This window comes from Caulobacter sp. GW821-FHT11A05 (assembly GCF_058809015.1).
In genome coordinates this window covers 408699-424906 of the sequence record NZ_JBXASF010000002.1, presented here as the reverse complement: position 1 = coordinate 424906, position 16208 = coordinate 408699, and the positions used below count along the sequence as shown (strand labels likewise).

14 protein-coding genes are annotated in these 16208 nt (G+C 69.1%); 4 read left to right on the top strand and 10 right to left on the bottom strand.

All coding sequences use genetic code 11. From position 1 onward, the window contains the following. Positions 1 to 74 precede the first annotated feature (74 nt). From AC1RSK_RS04965 to AC1RSK_RS04955, 3 genes are read right to left on the bottom strand one after another with little or no spacing between them, the layout of a single operon-like run. On the bottom strand, positions 75 to 1481 hold the full coding sequence (locus AC1RSK_RS04965) for an efflux transporter outer membrane subunit (RefSeq protein ID WP_492906087.1): 1407 nt from the start codon (positions 1479 to 1481) through the stop codon (positions 75 to 77). Continuing rightward, a complete protein-coding gene (locus tag AC1RSK_RS04960) occupies positions 1478 to 4654 on the bottom strand; it encodes an efflux RND transporter permease subunit (RefSeq protein WP_492906085.1) in 3177 nt (1058 codons plus the stop codon). Before AC1RSK_RS04960 ends, AC1RSK_RS04965 begins: the two co-directional genes overlap by 4 nt. Positions 4655 to 4665: 11 nt before the next feature. Continuing rightward, positions 4666 to 5904 (bottom strand): efflux RND transporter periplasmic adaptor subunit, encoded by a 1239-nt coding sequence (locus AC1RSK_RS04955; protein ID WP_492906084.1) that lies wholly within the window; start codon positions 5902 to 5904, stop codon positions 4666 to 4668. A gap of 155 nt (positions 5905 to 6059) precedes the next feature. Between AC1RSK_RS04955 and AC1RSK_RS04950 the strand changes: the two genes are divergently transcribed. Continuing rightward, complete coding sequence (locus AC1RSK_RS04950) at positions 6060 to 6665, top strand: TetR/AcrR family transcriptional regulator (protein WP_492906082.1); 606 nt, start codon at positions 6060 to 6062, stop codon at positions 6663 to 6665. 91 nt (positions 6666 to 6756) lie between these two features. Here the strand turns inward: AC1RSK_RS04950 and AC1RSK_RS04945 are convergent, their stop codons facing one another. The 7 genes from AC1RSK_RS04945 to AC1RSK_RS04915 all read right to left on the bottom strand — a co-directional run bounded on the left by AC1RSK_RS04945 (position 6757) and on the right by AC1RSK_RS04915 (position 12133). After that, entirely contained in the window at positions 6757 to 7143 is a 387-nt protein-coding gene (locus AC1RSK_RS04945; RefSeq protein WP_492906081.1) for a hypothetical protein, read from the bottom strand. Positions 7144 to 8060: 917 nt separating this feature from the next. Then, complete coding sequence (locus AC1RSK_RS04940) at positions 8061 to 8225, bottom strand: hypothetical protein (protein WP_492906079.1); 165 nt, start codon at positions 8223 to 8225, stop codon at positions 8061 to 8063. 25 nt (positions 8226 to 8250) lie between these two features. Beyond that, entirely contained in the window at positions 8251 to 9042 is a 792-nt protein-coding gene (locus tag AC1RSK_RS04935) for a TrmH family RNA methyltransferase (RefSeq protein WP_492906077.1), read from the bottom strand. 166 nt (positions 9043 to 9208) lie between these two features. Beyond that, positions 9209 to 10156, bottom strand: a complete 948-nt coding sequence (locus AC1RSK_RS04930) for an NAD(P)H-dependent flavin oxidoreductase (protein ID WP_492906075.1) — start codon at positions 10154 to 10156, stop codon at positions 9209 to 9211. Then, positions 10153 to 11082: a formylglycine-generating enzyme family protein gene (locus AC1RSK_RS04925; protein WP_492906073.1), complete on the bottom strand. Its 930-nt coding sequence runs from the start codon at positions 11080 to 11082 to the stop codon at positions 10153 to 10155. The genes AC1RSK_RS04930 and AC1RSK_RS04925 overlap by 4 nt, the downstream gene beginning before the upstream one ends. Continuing rightward, positions 11082 to 11741, bottom strand: coding sequence for a TetR/AcrR family transcriptional regulator (locus AC1RSK_RS04920; protein ID WP_492906071.1), 660 nt, complete (start codon positions 11739 to 11741; stop codon positions 11082 to 11084). Before AC1RSK_RS04920 ends, AC1RSK_RS04925 begins: the two co-directional genes overlap by 1 nt. After that, positions 11717 to 12133 (bottom strand): DUF1330 domain-containing protein, encoded by a 417-nt coding sequence (locus AC1RSK_RS04915; RefSeq protein ID WP_492906070.1) that lies wholly within the window; start codon positions 12131 to 12133, stop codon positions 11717 to 11719. The genes AC1RSK_RS04920 and AC1RSK_RS04915 overlap by 25 nt, the downstream gene beginning before the upstream one ends. A 100-nt stretch (positions 12134 to 12233) precedes the next feature. Between AC1RSK_RS04915 and AC1RSK_RS04910 the strand changes: the two genes are divergently transcribed. Genes AC1RSK_RS04910 through AC1RSK_RS04900 form a run of 3 tightly spaced genes read left to right on the top strand, consistent with a single transcriptional unit; the run spans position 12234 to position 16147 of the window. Further along, positions 12234 to 13427: a DsbA family protein gene (locus AC1RSK_RS04910; protein ID WP_492906068.1), complete on the top strand. Its 1194-nt coding sequence runs from the start codon at positions 12234 to 12236 to the stop codon at positions 13425 to 13427. Next, positions 13424 to 14494 (top strand): MBL fold metallo-hydrolase, encoded by a 1071-nt coding sequence (locus AC1RSK_RS04905; protein ID WP_492906066.1) that lies wholly within the window; start codon positions 13424 to 13426, stop codon positions 14492 to 14494. Before AC1RSK_RS04910 ends, AC1RSK_RS04905 begins: the two co-directional genes overlap by 4 nt. Positions 14495 to 14515: 21 nt before the next feature. Then, positions 14516 to 16147, top strand: a complete 1632-nt coding sequence (locus AC1RSK_RS04900; RefSeq protein ID WP_492906064.1) for a sulfatase-like hydrolase/transferase — start codon at positions 14516 to 14518, stop codon at positions 16145 to 16147. The last annotated feature ends 61 nt before the right edge of the window (positions 16148 to 16208 follow it).

Below are 16208 nucleotides of genomic sequence, written 5' to 3'. Positions count from 1 at the left end.
GCGCGGGGGGATGCGCCGTTGACGCCCGCCTAAGGTCGGATTGGGGGGGACCCAGGCGGGATTCGAATTGGGTATTAGTTCAAGGAGTCCGTTCCACCCCCCAACGCCTTGTACAGTGTGGCTGAAGTTTGCGCCCTCACAAGCCATAGCGCAACCAGAGCCTTCTCAGCGCTGTATCTGGTTCTTTGGGCATCTAGCAAGACCAGATAGCTGTCTATTCCCTGCTCATAGCGGATTCTTGAAAGCCGCTCGGCGTCTTGCGCGGCCACTAACAGGCGAGTCGCCGCCTCGAGTCGCCTGTTGAGCGTCGCCTGAACGGCAAGAGAATCGGCCACTTCGCGAAAGGCCGTCTGGACCGATTTGTCATACTGAGCGAGGGCGATCTCGCGGTCGGTTTTTGCAACCCTGAGATTTGCCGCGTTGGCTCCGCCGTCAAAAATCGGCAGGCTGATGGCCGGGGCGAAGCTCCAGGCCCCCGAACCGCTGCCGAACAGGCCTGACAGCTCACTGCTGGCCGAGCCGGCGCTGGCGGTCAGGGTGATGCGCGGGAAGAAGGCCGCGCGGGCGGCGCCGATGTTGGCGTTCATCCCCTGCAGATTGTGCTCGGCGGCCAGCACGTCGGGGCGACGGGCCAGCACGTCGGACGGCACGCCGGCCGGCAGGTCGTGGCGGATGGCCAGGTGCTGCAGGTCGCCTTGCGGCAGCAGGCCCGCCGGAACCTCGGCCCCGGCCAGCAGGGTCAGGGCGTTGCGATCCCGGGCGACCTGGGCCTGGGCGGCGGCGAGGTCGCCGCGCGCCTGTTCGGCCAGGGTCTCGGCCTGACGCACCTCCAGCAGGTTGGCGGCGCCGCCTTCCTGACGCCGTTTGGTCAGGGCCAGGGACTCCTCGCTGGATTTCAGCGTGTTCTGCGAGACGGTCAGCAGGTCCTGGTCGGCGGCCAGCGTCGTCCAGGCGGTGGCGGTCTCGGCGATCAGGCTGATCTGCACCGCCCGGCGGGTCTCGGCGGTGGCAAGGTAGCTCTGCAGGGCGGCGGCGTTGAGGCTGCGCACCCGGCCGAACAGGTCCAGCTCATAGGCGGTGATTCCCAGGCTGGCGCTGTAGCTCTCGGTGTCGACCGCCGAGCCCGTGCCGGAGAGTTCTCCGGGCGTACGGCCCTTCGAGCCGGAAACGCCGGCGTCGACGGTCGGCAGCAGGGTCGAACGCTGGACGCGGTACTGGGCCCGGGCCCGCTCGATGTTCAGCACGGCGACGCGCAGGTCGCGGTTCTGCTCGAGGGCCAGCTGGATGACGCCCTGCAGGCGGGGGTCCTGGTAGACCTCCTTCCAGGCCAGATCGGCGGCGCTGGTCGTCTGACCGGCGGCATTGCCGTCCGGCCAGGCCTGGGCGATGGGCAGCACCGGCTTTTCATAGGCCGGCGCCAGGGTGCAGGCCGAAAGGGCCGTGGACGCCATCAGGATGGCGGCGATCAGGGAGCGGCTCATGCCGGGGTTCCTTCAATCGAAGGGGCGACCGGGGCGGCATCGTCCGAGGGGGCCTCTTCCTTTTTCCTGAGATTGCGATCGAACAGGCGCTCGATGACGACGAAGAACAGCGGCACGAAGACCAGGCCGAGGACCACCGCCGCCAGCAGGCCGCCGATGACGCCGGTGCCGACTGCGTTCTGGGCGCCGGAGCCGGCTCCCGTCGCGATGGCCAGCGGCAGCACGCCGAACATGAAGGCCAGGGAGGTCATCAGGATCGGCCGCAGGCGGATACGCACCGCATGCAGGGTCGCCTCGACCAGCTCCTCGCCCCTGGCCATCCGTTCTCGGGCGAACTCGACGATCAGGATGGCGTTCTTGGCCGCCAGACCCATGGTCGCCAGGATGCCGACCTGGAAGTAGATGTCGTTGTCCAGGCCCCGGACGCTGGTGGCCACCACGGCCCCCAGAATGCCCAGCGGCACGGCCAGCAGCACGGCGAGCGGGATGGTCCAGCTCTCGTACAGGGCGGCCAGCAGCAGGAAGACCAGCAAGGCGGTCAGGCTGTAGAGCATCGGCGCCTGGGCCCCGGACTCCCGTTCCTGTAGCGACAGGCCGGTCCATTCGTAGCCGATGCCGGGCGGCAGCTTGGCGATCAGGCTCTCCATCGACTTCATGGCGTCGCCGGAGCTGTGGCCGGGAGCGGCCGAGCCCTGGATGTTGACCGAGGGGGCGCCGTTGTAGCGCTCCAGCTTCGGCGGGCCGTAGGTCCAGCCAACGGTGGCGATGGCGCTGAGCGGGACCATCTGGCCGGCGCCGTTGCGCAGCTGGATCTGGGTCAGGTCCTCAGGGCTGCCGCGCCATTGGGCGTCGGCCTGCATGTAGACCTTCTTGACCCGGCCGCGATCGACGAAGTCGTTGATGTAGGCCCCGCCCAGCGCAGCCGAGATGGTCGAATTGACCTCGGCGATCGACAGGCCTTGGGCGGACGCCTTGGACTGGTCGACGTCGATGCGCAGCTGCGGCGTGTCGTCCAGGCCGTTGGGACGGACCCCGACCAGGGTCTTGTCCTGCGCGGCCATGCCGAGCAGCTGGCCACGGGCAGCCATCAGGGCCTCATGGCCGACGCCGCCGACGTCCTTCAGCTGCAGGTCGAAGCCCGAGGCGTTGCCCAGCTCGTTCACCGCCGGCGGCACGATCGGGAAGACCATGGCCTCGCGGATCTGGGAGAAGGCGCCGAAGGCCCGCTCGGCGATGGCCGGCGCGCGCAGCTTCTTGGAATTGCGCTCGTCGAAGTCCTTCAGCCGCAGGAAGGCGATGCCGGCGTTCTGGCCGTTGCCGGCGAAGCTGAAGCCGGCGACGGTGAAGATCGACTGCACGGCCTGGTTCTCGTCGACCAGGAAGTGGTGCTCGACCTTCTTGAGGACGTCGACCGTCTGATCCTGGGTGGCCCCGGCCGGCAGCTGGACGAGGGTCAGCATCAGGCCCTGGTCCTCGTCCGGCAGGAAGGAGGTCGGCAGCCGCACGAACAGCAGCATCATGACCACCATGATGGCCCCGAAGGCGACCAGGTAGCGGCCGCCGCGGCGGATCACCGAGCCGACCAGGCCCTCATAGCGGTCGCGGCCACGGTCGAAGGTGCGGTTGAACCAGCCGAAGACGCCGCGCTCGGAGAGGGTGTGGCCCTTCTTGACGGGCTTGAGCAGGGTGGCGGTCAGGGCGGGGGTGAGGATCAGAGCGACCAGCACCGACAGCAGCATGGCCGTCACCAGGGTCACCGAGAACTGGCGGTAGATGGCGCCTTGCGAGCCGCCGAAGAAGGCCATCGGCACGAACACCGCCGACAGCACCGCGGCGATGCCGATCAGGGCCCCGGAAATCTCGGCCATCGACTTCTTGGTGGCCTCCTTGGGACTGAGGCCCTCCTCGCTCATCAATCGCTCGACGTTCTCGACCACGACGATGGCGTCGTCGACCAGGAGGCCGATGGCCAAAACCAGGGCGAACATGGTCAGGGTGTTGATCGAGTAGCCCAGCGCCAGCAGCACGCCCATGACGCCCAGCAGGACGACGGGCACGGCGATGGCCGGGATCAGGGTGGCGCGCCAGTTCTGCAGAAAGACGAACATGACGATGAAGACCAGGACCATGGCCTCGACCAGGGTCTTGACCACCTCCTCGATCGACTTCTCGACGAAAGGCGTGGTGTCGTAGCCGACGGCGTAGGAGACGCCCTCCGGGAAGTTCTTGGAGAGGGCTTCCATCTCCTTGTTGACCCGCTCGGAGGTCTCCAGGGCGTTGGCCCCGGTGGCCAGGCGGATGGCGAAGCCGGCGGCCGGCTTGCCGTTGAAGCGGGTGGCCGACTGGTAGCTCTCGGCCCCCAGCTCGACGCGGGCGACATCCTGCAGCCGCACGACCGAGCCGTCCTCGCGGCTCTTGACGACGATCTGGCGGAACTCGTCGGCCGTGGTCAGGCGGGACTGGGCGGTGATGGTGGCGTTGAGCGAGGCGCCGGGGGCGCTGGGGGCGCCGCCGATCTGGCCAGCCGAGACCTGGGCGTTCTGGGCCCGCACGGCGGTGGCGACATCGGCCGGGGTGAGGCCCAGGCCCGCCAGCTTCACCGGGTCGAGCCAGATGCGCATGGCGTACTGCGAGCCAAACAGCTGCACCTCGCCGACCCCGTCGACGCGGCTGATGGCGTCAACGACGGTGGAGGCGGCGTAGTCGCCCAGGTCGGTGCTGCTCTGGGAGCCGTCGGGCGAATAGAGCCCGATGACCATCATGAAGTTGCGGGCCGACTTGGAGACGGTCAGGCCCTGTTGCTGGACTTCCTGGGGCAGCAGGGCGGTGGCCGCCTGCAGCTTGTTCTGCACCTGCACCTGGGCGATGTCGGGATCGGTGCCGGCCTTGAAGGTCAGGGTGGTGGTGGCCAGGCCCGAACCGTCACTGGTCGAGGACATGTATTCCAGCCCGTCCAGACCCTTCATCCGCTGTTCGATGATCTGGGTGACGCTGTCCTCGACGGTCTTGGCCGAGGCGCCAGGATAGACGCTGCTGATCGAGACCTGCGGCAGGGCGATGGTCGGATACTGGGCGATGGGCAGGTTGAGGATCGCCAGGACGCCGGCCAGCATCACAATGATAGCCAGCACCCAGGCAAAGATCGGGCGTTCGATGAAAAAGCGCGACAACATTGGGGCAGGTCCTAGCGCTGGGCCGAAGATTGGGCCGAGGCGGGCCGGGCCGGCGTGTTGTCGGCGACAGCGACCTGGGTGACGACCTGCGCCTTCACCGGGGCCCCGGGCCGCACCGACTGCAGGCCCTCGACGATCACCTTGTCGCCGGGCTTGAGGCCGGCGGTGACCACCCAGCGATTGCCCTTGGTCTGGTCGGCCGTGACCTGGCGGCTCTGGGCCTTGCCGTCGGCCCCGACGACCAGGACGCTGGCGGCGCCCTTGGCGTCACGGGTGATGGCCATCTGCGGGACCAGGATGGCCTGGGCGGCGACGCCGGTGGTCAGGCGGGCGCGGACGTACATGCCCGGCAGCAGCGTCCCCGTCGGATTGGGGAAAACCGCCCTAAGCCCGATCGAGCCGGTGCCCGGATCGACGGTGACGTCGGAGAAGGCCAGGCGGCCTTCCAGCGGATACTCGCTGCCGTCCTCGAGGATCAGCCGCACGGCGGCCGTGCCGGCCTGGTCGAGCTGGCCGTTGGCGAAGCTGGCGCGCAGTTTCAACAGGTCGGTCGAGGACTGGTTGAGGTCGACATAGACGGCGTCCAGCTTCTGGACCGTGGCCAGGGCCGCGGGCTGGCTGGCGGTGACCAGGGCGCCCGGGGTGACCGTCGACTTGCCGATGCGGCCGCTGATCGGGGCGGTGACGCGGGTGAAGTTGAGGTTGATGCGGGCGGCGTCGACGGCGGCCTTCTGGAAGGCGACGTTGGCCTGCGCCTGGCGGAAGGCCGACTGAGCGTCGTCGTTGTCCTGCTTGCTGACCGCGCCGGTGGCGGACAGGGCGCCGTAGCGCTCGGCCTTCAGCTTGGCGGAGTCGCGGGCGGCGTCGGCCTGGGCCAGGCCGGCGCGGGCGCTGTCGTAGGCGGCCTGATAGGTGGCCGGGTCGATCTGGTAGAGCAGCTGGCCGGCGCGGACCATGCCGCCCTCGGCGAAGTTGCGGCTCTTGATGATGCCGCCGACCTGCGGCCGGACCTCGGAGACCAGCACCGCCGAGGTGCGGCCCTGCAGCTCGGTGCTCAGGGTGACCGGCTCGGTCCTGGCGATCATGACGCCGACGCTGGCCGGGCCCATGCCTTGGCCCTGGGCGTTGGCGGCCCCGTCGCCGCAGCCGGAGAGGGCCAGCGCCGCCAGGGTCAGGGCGATGGCGCCCGCTTGGATCGAATTGGAGAAGGCGGCGCGCGCAGGCGCCGTCCGGAGGGGAGTCTGGGACATGGGGAGGACGCCTTGCTAACTACACACAAATGTGAGAATGAACGTTCATTCTCAGTTCAGGCAGACTTAGATATGGCCTGTCCCTAAGTCAACCGCCTCTGGCGCCTTTTTGTCGCAACGTGCACAAGCGGCCCAACGGCTAAGCAAGGATAAGAATGATCGACGCCGCCCCCTCCCCGCGCCCGAGCATCGAGGCGCGCCGTCAGCAGATCCAGGACGCCGCGGCGGCCTGCTTCCGCCGCTCGGGGTTCCATGGAGCCAGCATGGCCGAGATCGCCAAGGCGGCGAACCTCAGCGTCGGCCAGATCTATCGCTACTTCGAGAACAAGGAAGCGATCATCGAGGCCATCGTCGAGCAGGACCTGGCCGACAAGCGCGAGAAGTTCGCCGAGTTCTACGAGACCTCCGAGGATCTCGCCGAGCACATGGTCGAGAACTGCGCCGGGGCGATCGACAAGTTCTGGGACCGCGAGCGCGCCGCCCTGATGCTGGAGGTGCTGGCCGAGGCGGCCCGCAACCCCAAGGTCGCCGCCATCCTGCACCGCCGCGACGAGCAGGAGCATGAATTGATGGCCCTGTTCCGCGAACGCATCCGCCGCCCCGACTGGAGCGAGGAAGAGACCGAGATGCGCAGCGAGCTGATCGGCATGATGTTCGACGGCATGGCGTCCCGCTCGATCAACAGCGACATCGACCCGACGCGGCTGGCGCCGGTGCTCAAGAGGGTGATGGCCGCCATCCTCGGCGTCGATCAGAAATGACCCCGCGAAAATGACCCCGGGGCGAACCCCGGGGCCAGGTGCTGTCATCAGGAGCCGTCATTGGGGCTGACGGCGGCCCATTTGGCGGCGCCTAGTAGCGGCGGTAGCCGCCGTGGTCATAGTCGTCGTCACGCACTTCCTGGCGGACGCGGAAGGCCAGCCGGTCGAGGCGCTGGTCGAGGTCGGACCGTTCCCAGCGGTTCAGGCGACCGTCATAGCGGTAGCGGGCCTCGACGCGGTGGATTTCCCACAGCTGCTCGCGCAGGCGGCGGGCTTCGCGGCGGTTGAGACGGCCGGACTGCTCGGCGCGGGCGATGCGGTGCTGCAGCTGGGCTTGGCGCTCGTCGATCGAGCCGCCGCGATCATGGCCGTAGCCGCCACCATAACCGCCACCGTAGGGTTGGGCCGCGGCCGGCATGGCCAGGGCGGCGGTTCCAAGGGTCGCAACAGCCGCGACCGTCATCAGCATCTTTTTCATCAGGAACGCTCCATCTGAAGGGTCACGCTGTCAGGGGCGACAACGCTGAGATGGAGTTCAGCATTTCAGTCCTGAAACGAACCTGAGAGGTTTGTTGTGTGGGGTTCAGGTTGATGAACACCCCCCCGCTACCGTCATCCTAGGGCTTGTCCCTAGGACCCACGGTTCAGCCGCCGCAAGCGATTGCCATGGAGGCGCGGCCGCGCCTCCACCCCACGGTGAGTGCGGCGGATACATGGGTCCTAGGGACAAGCCCTAGGATGACGGTTGTTTGGGGGATGTAAGGGGGAAAAGGTGTCGGCTGACCAAGCTTCCGATGCGGGGGGCTGGGGGGGCTGTTCAGGATCCGGACCGGGGCCGATCAGCCGACATAGACAGACTGATGGGCGGGTGTGGCGGGGACTTGCTCGGATTAGGGCGGCAATGGGGCTTTTTCGTTAGCGCCGTCCCGGCAAAGCCTCGTTGTGGCGATACCACACCCCCGCCCAAATCGGCCGGCGCGACACCTGCGCCGATTGAGTCGGCCGGTTTTCGGCCTGATAGTGCCTGTGAACGGCGGCCACCTCGTGGTCGCCGGGGCGTGGGGCCCTCCGCGGCGCCTCCGGGACATTGCGTCCCGCGCGGATCATCAGAGGCGGCGAAGGCGGTCCCGAGGGGCCGCCTTTTCTGCATCGGGATTCACGTCGCGCCGGGCCGGCGCGGTCCGCCCCGCAATATGTCTAGACATATTCCGCGGCCCGGGCTGAAGCCCTGTCGCGCACCGGCGCCGACCGGCCTTTTCGGGGTGGTCTCTGGTGGGTCCAATCCGCTCGAAAAGCCGTGCGAAAGACGGTCCTTGGCCGCGCTTCGGTTGGATATAAGGCGTTGATATCGCTTATTTAATCCCCACACGACCTGTGCTAGACTGAGGTCAGCGGCTATCCGGCTCTCTTGCCGAGGTACTTCATGGCCAACGTGCCGGCCAAGCCGATCAGGCAGATGAAGAAGGCGATCTTGGCCAGGGCTCCGGCGACGTCGACGACGAAGCCCAGGATGCCCGCGATGATCATGACGACGAGGAAGACACCGGCGAGTTTCAGCATTTTCCGCTAACGGCGCGCGCCGCCGTCAGTTCCGCAGGTGGTGCAGGGCGATGCCGACGCTTGTGGCGACGTTGAGCGAGTCGAAGCCAGCCGCCATCGGGATGCTGACCGTCCGGCAGCGGGCCAGGACCGTGTCGGGCAGGCCAGGCCCCTCGGCGCCGGCCAGCAGGGCGGTGCGGGGCGGGACGGCCAGGCGGGCCAGGGGCGTCTGGCCGGCGGGACTGAGGGCGACCGGCTGCAGTCGCGCCTGCTCCAGCAGGCCGATGATGTCCTCGCCCTCGGCCAACCAGGCGAAGGGGGTGGTCAGCACGCCGCCGACCGAGACCCGGATGGCCTTGCGGTACAGCGGGTCGCAGCAGCCGGCGTCCAGCAGCACCGCGTCGACCCCGAAGGCGGCGGCGTTGCGGAACAGGCCACCCATGTTGTCGTGGTTGGCGATGCCGACCAGGACGAGGACCAGCGCCCGCTCCGGCAGGCCGGCCAGCAGGGTCTGCGCCGACGGCGGATCGCGCCGCCGGCCTATGGCCAGGATGCCCCGGTGCAGGTGGAAGCCGGCGATGGCGTCGAGCACCGCCTGGTCGGCGAGGTAGACCGGCGTCGTCTCGGGAAGGAGGTCGAGGGCGGCGGCGAGCTTGGCCTGGCGGCGGGGGTCGATCAGCACCGACACCGCCTCGAAACGGCTTGAGCGGGCGAGCAGGTTCAGCACCACCTCCCCCTCGGCCACGAACAGCCCCTGGCGGCCGACGAGGTCACGCTCGCGGATGTCGCGGTAGGGCTGGGTGCGGGGGTCGGCGGGGTCGGTGATGGGGAACAACATCGGGGCCGTCTTAGCGGACTTCGCTCCCACCCCACTACCGATCATCCCGACGAAAGTCGGGACCCAGTGTCCACGGCGGTACAGGTAACAGCACTGATCAGCGCCAGCCCTTCAACAGATTGCCAGCTGGGTCCCGACTTTCGTCGGGATGATCGGAATATTGGGGCTAGGCCGGAACGCCGTATCGCCTGCCGAGATCCGCCGTGACCTCCTCGAATTCCCGCACCGTGTCGCGGATGATGTCGGCCACCGGCCGGACGCTATCGATCCGCCCCGCGACCTGCCCCGACAGCGCGATCGAGGCCTCCATGTCGCCGCCAAAATAGAGCTTCAGCGCGTTGGCGAACTCGCCCATGACGCCGCCTTCGGGCGAGGCCTTCTCATAGGCCGTGGTCTTTTCCGTGCGCAGGGCCCGCAGCGCCGGCCCGGGCCCGAAGCGGTTGAGGAAGACGGTGTCGGTCTCCTTGGCCTCGACGATGGCGGTCTTCCAGTTCTCGTGCACCGGCGACTCGGCGGCCGAAACCATGCGGGTGCCCATCTGCACCCCCTCGGCGCCGAGCGCGAAGGCGGCGGCCATGGTCCGGCCGTCGGTGATGCCGCCGGCGGCGATGACCGGCACATCGACCTTCGAACAGACCAGCGGCAGCAGCACCATGGTCGCCACGTCGCGCGGGTTCTTGAAGCCGCCGCCCTCGCCGCCCTCGACGATCAGCCCGTCGACCCCGGCCTCGATGGCCTTCAGCGCCGCGCTCAGCGACGGCACGACGTGGAAGACGGTCAGGCCGGCGCTCTTGAGCTGGCCGCAGTATTTGGCCGGATCGCCGGCCGAGGTGGAGACGAACTTCACCCCCTGGTCGATGACGAACTGGACGATGTCGGGGTCGCGCACGAAGGCCTGGGCGACGTTGACGCCGAACGGCTTGTCGGTCAGCTGGCGCATCTTGCCGATCTCGGCGCGGACCTCGTCCAGCTGGCCCGAGGACGTCTCGATGATGCCCATGGCGCCGGCGTTCGACACCGCCGAGGCCAGCTGGCTGCGGGCGATCCAGCCCATCGGGGCCTGGACGATGGGGTACCGGACCCCCAAGAGCTCGGTGATGCGGTTCTTGATCATGGTGACCCCAATTGAGCGCGCTTGACCGTGCGGAAGCCAAGGTGGCTCTGGCCGGTGTCGGGCGGTCCCGGCTGGCGGGCGGCCGGGCGGTAGCGGAGGCAGAAGTTGTCGGCGCAGAGGTAGGAGCCGCCCTTGATCAGCCGCGAACCGTCCGGGTAGCGGCCGCTGGTCCATTCCCAGACGTTGCCCGACATGTCGTAGAGGCCGTAGGCGGATGGCGGGAAACAGCCGACCGGCGCGGCGCGGGCCCTGTAGCCGTCCGCGCCGGTGTCGATGGCCGGGAAGACGCCCTGCCAGGTGTTGGCCTGGGGCTTTTTCCCGTCGAGCGGCGCGTCGCCCCATTCGTACTTTGCGGCGGCATGGCCGGCGCGGGCGGCGAACTCCCACTCCTCCTCGGTCGGCAGGTCGCGGCCCTTCCAGCGGGCGTAGGCCAGGGCGTCGTCGTAGGCGATGTGCACGACGGGGTAGCGGTCGCGGCCTTTCAGGTCGCTGCCGGGTCCCTTGGGATGCTTCCAGCTGGCCCCGTCGATCACCCGCCACCACTGGGCCGGGTTGCCGTCGCCCAGCGCATCGGCGCCGACGAAGACCAGGGACGAGGGCTTGAGTTGCTCCTTTGGTATTCCGGGATAGAGGGCCGGGTCGGGGTCGCGTTCGGACAGGGTGACGTAGCCCGTGGCCTGCACGAACTGCGCGAACTGCGCGTTGGTCACCTCGGTGCGGTCGATGGAGAAGGGGCCGACGGTGACGGTGCGCTGCGGTCCCTCGTCATCGTGCATGGCCCCGGCCCCGAGGGTGAAGGTTCCCCCCTTCAGGGCGACCTCGCCGGTCGGCTGGGCGGCGCAGACCGGCTCGGCGACGGCGACCTTGGCCTTCGGTCCGCAGGCGGTCAGGGTCAGGGCAGCCAACAGGAGAACGGCGAGCCGCATCAGGGGCCGACCACCCGCTCGACCAGGCCGGCGACGATCGCTTCGGCGTCTTCGGTCGACAGATGCTGGTCCAGGCGCAGGCGGCGCCAGGCGTCGAAGCTCATCACCAGGTCCATCATCTCGACCAGCACCGGGTCGGCCTTGATCTCGTCGGGCAGCAGGGCGGTGGCCAGGCTGCGCTGCAGCCGCACCAGGCTCTCATGCGCCTTGTTCAGAAAGGGCGAGCGGGCGCGCTGGGCGTCGGCGGCGACCTGGAAGGGCATCATCTCCTCGAACAGGCGCACCCGGCGATGAATGAGATTCCGCAACCGCTCCCGCCAGGTGTCGCCGACCACCGGCTCGGCGGCGATCGGGACCAGCCGGGCCAGCATCATGGCGTGCATCTCGCGGTAGAGGCTGTCCATGTCGTTGAACAGCCGGAAGACGGTGCGCAGCCCGACCCCGGCCCGCTCCGCCACCGCCTCGGCCGAAGGGGCGGGATTGCCCGCCGCGATCAGCTCCAGCATGGCGGCGACGATGCGCGCCCGGCTGGCCTCGGCCCGCAGGCGGCGGCCGTCGATCGGGGCGGAGGGGGTGTTGGCGGCCATGGCCCCCGCAATTGCCGCCGCGACGCCCTGAAGTCCAGTCTCGGCGATCATGCGCCTGGCGTGGGACTGCATTGGATCAGCAGCTGGCCCTTAAGGCCGGCCTTGCGGTGATGGCCGATGGCGGCGACCTCCGCCGAGGTGGCGATGGCCACGAAGGCGGCGCGACTGGGGTACTCCATGATGGCGGCGACGTCCCACAGCTCGCCGACCTCACCGATCACCAGGTGGTCGATGGCCGCCGAAAACAAGATCCGCCCGCCCTTGGCGGCGACCAGGGCGCTCATCGGCGCCCCGTAGCGCATATAGGCCTCGCGGCCGCTGATCTTCGGCTCGGCGGGATCGTCGTACTGGGCGATGTCGTGGAATTTCAGAAGGTTGAGCATCTGGATCGGCTGGTCGCCGCCCAGGCCCAGGAGCCCAACGAGTTGTTCCTGGCGGGGCATCACGGCGTTTTCGAGCTTCATATCTTGGTTCCCGTCTTGACGGCCTGGCCTATTTTGGCATTATTAGTGCCAATAGTTTCGAGAGCGTCAAGTCACTCGAGCGCAAGTCGGGAGGGAACGGGTGTCAGCAGGTGAACCGGCCGGCGGCGTGGTCCGCTATTTCCACCAGGCGGACGATCCCTACAGCCATCTGGCGGTGCAGCTGTTGCCGCGCCTGGCGGCCGCCTATGACGTCGCTGTCGAGGTCTTCCTGGTTCCCGCCCCTGTCGAGAGCGCCGCCCCCGACCGCGAGCGGCTGGCCGGCTGGAGCCTGCGCGACGCGGGTCGCCTTGCCGCCGCCCACAACCTCTCTTTGCCGGCCGACGCCCGCCAGCCGAGCCCCGAACAGACCGCCATCGCCCAGCAGGCCCTGGCGGCGGCGCTCGGCGGGCCGGACTTCGCCGCCCGCGCCAAGGCTATCGGCGAGGCTCTGTGGCGCGGCGACGACCGGGCGCTCGAACGCCTGCCGCTGGCCCCGGCGGCCGAGGCCCTCAGCGCCGGCGAGGCCAGGCGGTTGGAGCTCGGCCACTACCTGGGGGCCACCTTCCATCACGGCGACGTCTGGTTCTGGGGGCCCGACCGGCTGCACTATCTGGAGGAACAGTTGGCGGCCTATCGGCGTCCCGGCGCCGCCCCCGTCGCCCGGCTGATGCAGGAGGGCGCTGCGCCGGAGCGGCGCGGCCTGGTCACCCTCGACTTCTTCGCCTCGTTCCGCAGCCCCTACACCTGGCTGGCGGCCCGACGGGTGCGTGAGCTGGCCGAGCGGCATGGCGCGACCCTGCGCCTCAAACCGGTGCTGCCGATGGTCATGCGCGGCCTGCCGGTGCCGCGCGAGAAGCAGGTCTACATCGTCCGCGACTGCTGGCGCGAAGCCATGCGCCAGGGCATCGCCTTTGGCCGCATGGTCGATCCGGTCGGCCTGGGGGTCGAGCGCGGGATGGGGGTGCTGGGCCGGGCCATGGCGCTGGGCAAGGGCATGGCTTTCGCCGAATCCTTCCTGGGCGGCGCCTTCTCCGAGGGTGTCGACGCCACCACGGACGATGGCCTGTGGACCATGGCCGAGCGGGCCGGGCTGAGCCGCGACGACGTCGCCGCCGGCCTGGCCGACGAAAGCTGGCGCGACATGGCCGAGGCCAATCGCCTGGAGATGCTGGGGCTCGGCCTGTGGGGCGTGCCCTCGTTCCGGGTCGGCGACCTGCCGGGCCACTGGGGCCAGGACCGTCTTTGGGCGGTCGAACAGGATCTCATCGCGTTCGCCAAGGAGGCCGCGGCATGAAGCGGATCATCGCAGCCGTTGTCGTCCTCCTGCTGCTCGGCGGGGCCTGGATGTTCCGGGGGCCCATCGCGCTGAAGCTCAGCGACCGGGCGGTGGCCGCCAACATGAAGGCCGATGCCGTCGCCGGCCTGCCGGACGGGCTGCACGCCTTTGTCTGCGGCTCCGGCTCGCCCCTGCCCGACCGCAGCCGGGCTGGGCCCTGCCTGACGGTGATCGCCGGCCAGCGGGTGTTCCTGGTCGACGCCGGCGAGGGCGCGGCCGAGGTCCTGAGCGCCGGCGGCATCCCGGCCGGCCGCATCGACCGGCTGTTCCTGACCCATTTCCACTCCGACCACCTCGATGGCCTCAGCGCCGTCGCCCTGCAGCGTTGGGTCGGCAGCGCTGCCACCCGGCCCTTGCTGCTGGTCGGGCCGCCAGGCGTCGAGCGCATCGCCGCCGGCTTCAGCGAGGCCTACGCCATCGACAACACCTATCGCACCGGCCACCACGGCGCCGCGGTCGCCCCGCCGTCCGGCGGCGGCTTCGCGGCCCAGGCCTTCGCCATGCCGGAGGGCCAGAACGCAGTCGTCGTGCTGGACGAGGGCGGGCTGAAGGTCACCGCCTTCCGCGTCGACCACGGCCCGGTCGAGCCGGCCGTCGGCTACCGCTTCGAGTACAGGGGCCGCAGCCTGGTGGTCAGCGGCGACACCTCGGCCAATGCCGGCCTGGTCGCCAACGCCAAGGGCGCCGACCTGCTGGTCCATGACGCCCTGTCGCCAGTGCTGGTGCGCCGCCTGCAGAAAGCCGCGTCGGGTGCCGGCCAAAAGAACCGCGCCAAGATCCTCGGCGACATCATCAACTACCACGCCAGTCCCGAGGACGTGGCCCGCGAGGCCAGGGACGCCAAGGTGGGGGCCGTGCTGCTGACCCATCTGGTCCCCCCCCTGCCCTTGCCGGGGCTGGACGCGCCTTTCGTCGGCCAGGCGCGCAAGCTGTACGAAGGGCCGCTATGGCTGGCGCGGGACCGCGACCTGATCAGCCTGCCGGCCGGGTCGACGAAGATCGAACGCAAGCGGCTCGGCCGCTAGAACTGAGTTGGGGAGAACGAGATGAAAAAGCGCACCCTGGTCGGCCTGCTCGTCCTGGCCGTGGTGGTGGTCGGCGGCTACGCCGGCTTCCAGCACTTCAAGATCTACCTGCCCGGCATCATCGGCCGGCTGAAGCAGCCGATCGGTCCCAACCAGCCGGTGACCTGGGCGCGGGGCCCAGCCACCCCGCCTGCCGGCCAGCGGCCGCCGAACATCATCCTGATCGTCGCCGACGACCTGGGCATCAACGACACCACGGCCACCGGCACGGGCGTGGCCGGCAAGGTGGCGACCCCCCACATCGACAGCATCGCCAGGACCGGCGTGCGCTTCGCCAACGGCTATGCCGCCAACGCCACCTGTTCGCCGTCGCGGGCGGCGATGATGACCGGCCGCTATCCCAACCGCTTCGGCTTCGAATTCACCGCCGTGCCCAAGAGCTTCGCCCGCGAGGTGACCCACGCGTCCGACGGGCCGATCAAGCCGGTCTTCTACGCCGACCGCGCCAAGGAGATGCCGCCGGTCGAGAAGATGGGCGTGCCGGCCGGGGAGACGACCATCGCCGAGGCGCTGAAGGCCCAGGGCTATCGCACCCTTCACATCGGCAAATGGCACCTGGGCGAGGCGCCGGCCATGCAGCCCAATGGCCAGGGCTTCGACGACAGCCTGGCCATCCTGGCCGGGGCCGGCATGTTCCTGAAGCCGAACGATCCTGAGGTCGTGAACTCCAAGCAGGAGTTCGACCCGATCGACAAATACCTGTGGCCCAACCTGCCCTATTCGGTGCGTTGGAACGGCGGCAAGCCGTTCGAACCCAAGGGCTATGTCACCGACTACTTCGGCGACGAGGCGGTCAAGGCGATCGACGCCAACGCGAACCGACCCTTCTTCCTGTACCTGGCCTTCAACGCCCCGCACACGCCGCTGCAGGCGACGCGGGAAGACTATGAGGCGCTGAGCGACATCCCCGACCACACCACGCGGGTCTATGGGGCGATGATCCGGGCGCTGGACCGCAACGTCGGCAAGGTGCTGGCCGAGCTGGAGCGCCAGGGCCTCAGCGACAACACCATCGTCATCTTCACCAGCGACAACGGCGGGGCCAACTACATCGGCCTGCCGGGCATCAACAAGCCCTTCCGGGGCTGGAAGGCGACCTTCTTCGAGGGCGGCGTCAACGTGCCCTTCTTCCTGAAGTGGCCCGGCCATGTCGAGCCCGGCCAGGTCGCCCCGGCCCGCGCCATGCACATCGACATCTTCGCCACCGCCGCCCATGCGGCCGGGGCCCAGGTGGGGCCGAAGGTCGACGGGGTCGACCTGCTGGCCCTGGCGTCGGGCAAGGCGGCGCCGCGGCCGCTGTTCTTCCGTTCGGGGCATTACCGGGCGGTGATCGATCGCGACTGGAAGCTGCAGCTGTCGGAGCGGCCGAAGAAGGCCTGGCTGTTCAACCTGGCCGCGGATCGGACCGAGCAGAAGAACCTGGCGGCATCGGAGCCGGCGCAGCTGGCGCGGCTGACGGCCTTGCTGGACGAGCAGGACCGGCGGGCTGGCAAGCCGCTGTGGCCGGCGTTGGTCGAGGCGCCGTTCTTCATCGATGAGCCGCTGAACAAGGCGCGGAGCATGACGGGCGAATATGTGATGTGGGCGAACTGACGACGGCGCGAGTCCTCCCTCCCCGACTTGGGGAGGGTGGCGCCCCCGGGTCCGGCCGACG

What these genes read in the sequence shown, in the direction of transcription:
- AC1RSK_RS04965 (WP_492906087.1), bottom strand. Translation starts at nt 1,481, where the DNA reads ATGAGCCGCTCCCTGATCGCCGCCATCCTGATGGCGTCCACGGCCCTT.
- AC1RSK_RS04960 (WP_492906085.1), bottom strand. Translation starts at nt 4,654, where the DNA reads ATGTTGTCGCGCTTTTTCATCGAACGCCCGATCTTTGCCTGGGTGCTG.
- AC1RSK_RS04955 (WP_492906084.1), bottom strand. Translation starts at nt 5,904, where the DNA reads ATGTCCCAGACTCCCCTCCGGACGGCGCCTGCGCGCGCCGCCTTCTCC.
- AC1RSK_RS04950 (WP_492906082.1), top strand. Translation starts at nt 6,060, where the DNA reads ATGATCGACGCCGCCCCCTCCCCGCGCCCGAGCATCGAGGCGCGCCGT.
- AC1RSK_RS04945 (WP_492906081.1), bottom strand. Translation starts at nt 7,143, where the DNA reads ATGAAAAAGATGCTGATGACGGTCGCGGCTGTTGCGACCCTTGGAACC.
- AC1RSK_RS04940 (WP_492906079.1), bottom strand. Translation starts at nt 8,225, where the DNA reads ATGCTGAAACTCGCCGGTGTCTTCCTCGTCGTCATGATCATCGCGGGC.
- AC1RSK_RS04935 (WP_492906077.1), bottom strand. Translation starts at nt 9,042, where the DNA reads ATGTTGTTCCCCATCACCGACCCCGCCGACCCCCGCACCCAGCCCTAC.
- AC1RSK_RS04930 (WP_492906075.1), bottom strand. Translation starts at nt 10,156, where the DNA reads ATGATCAAGAACCGCATCACCGAGCTCTTGGGGGTCCGGTACCCCATC.
- AC1RSK_RS04925 (WP_492906073.1), bottom strand. Translation starts at nt 11,082, where the DNA reads ATGCGGCTCGCCGTTCTCCTGTTGGCTGCCCTGACCCTGACCGCCTGC.
- AC1RSK_RS04920 (WP_492906071.1), bottom strand. Translation starts at nt 11,741, where the DNA reads ATGCAGTCCCACGCCAGGCGCATGATCGCCGAGACTGGACTTCAGGGC.
- AC1RSK_RS04915 (WP_492906070.1), bottom strand. Translation starts at nt 12,133, where the DNA reads ATGAAGCTCGAAAACGCCGTGATGCCCCGCCAGGAACAACTCGTTGGG.
- AC1RSK_RS04905 (WP_492906066.1), top strand. Translation starts at nt 13,424, where the DNA reads ATGAAGCGGATCATCGCAGCCGTTGTCGTCCTCCTGCTGCTCGGCGGG.
- AC1RSK_RS04900 (WP_492906064.1), top strand. Translation starts at nt 14,516, where the DNA reads ATGAAAAAGCGCACCCTGGTCGGCCTGCTCGTCCTGGCCGTGGTGGTG.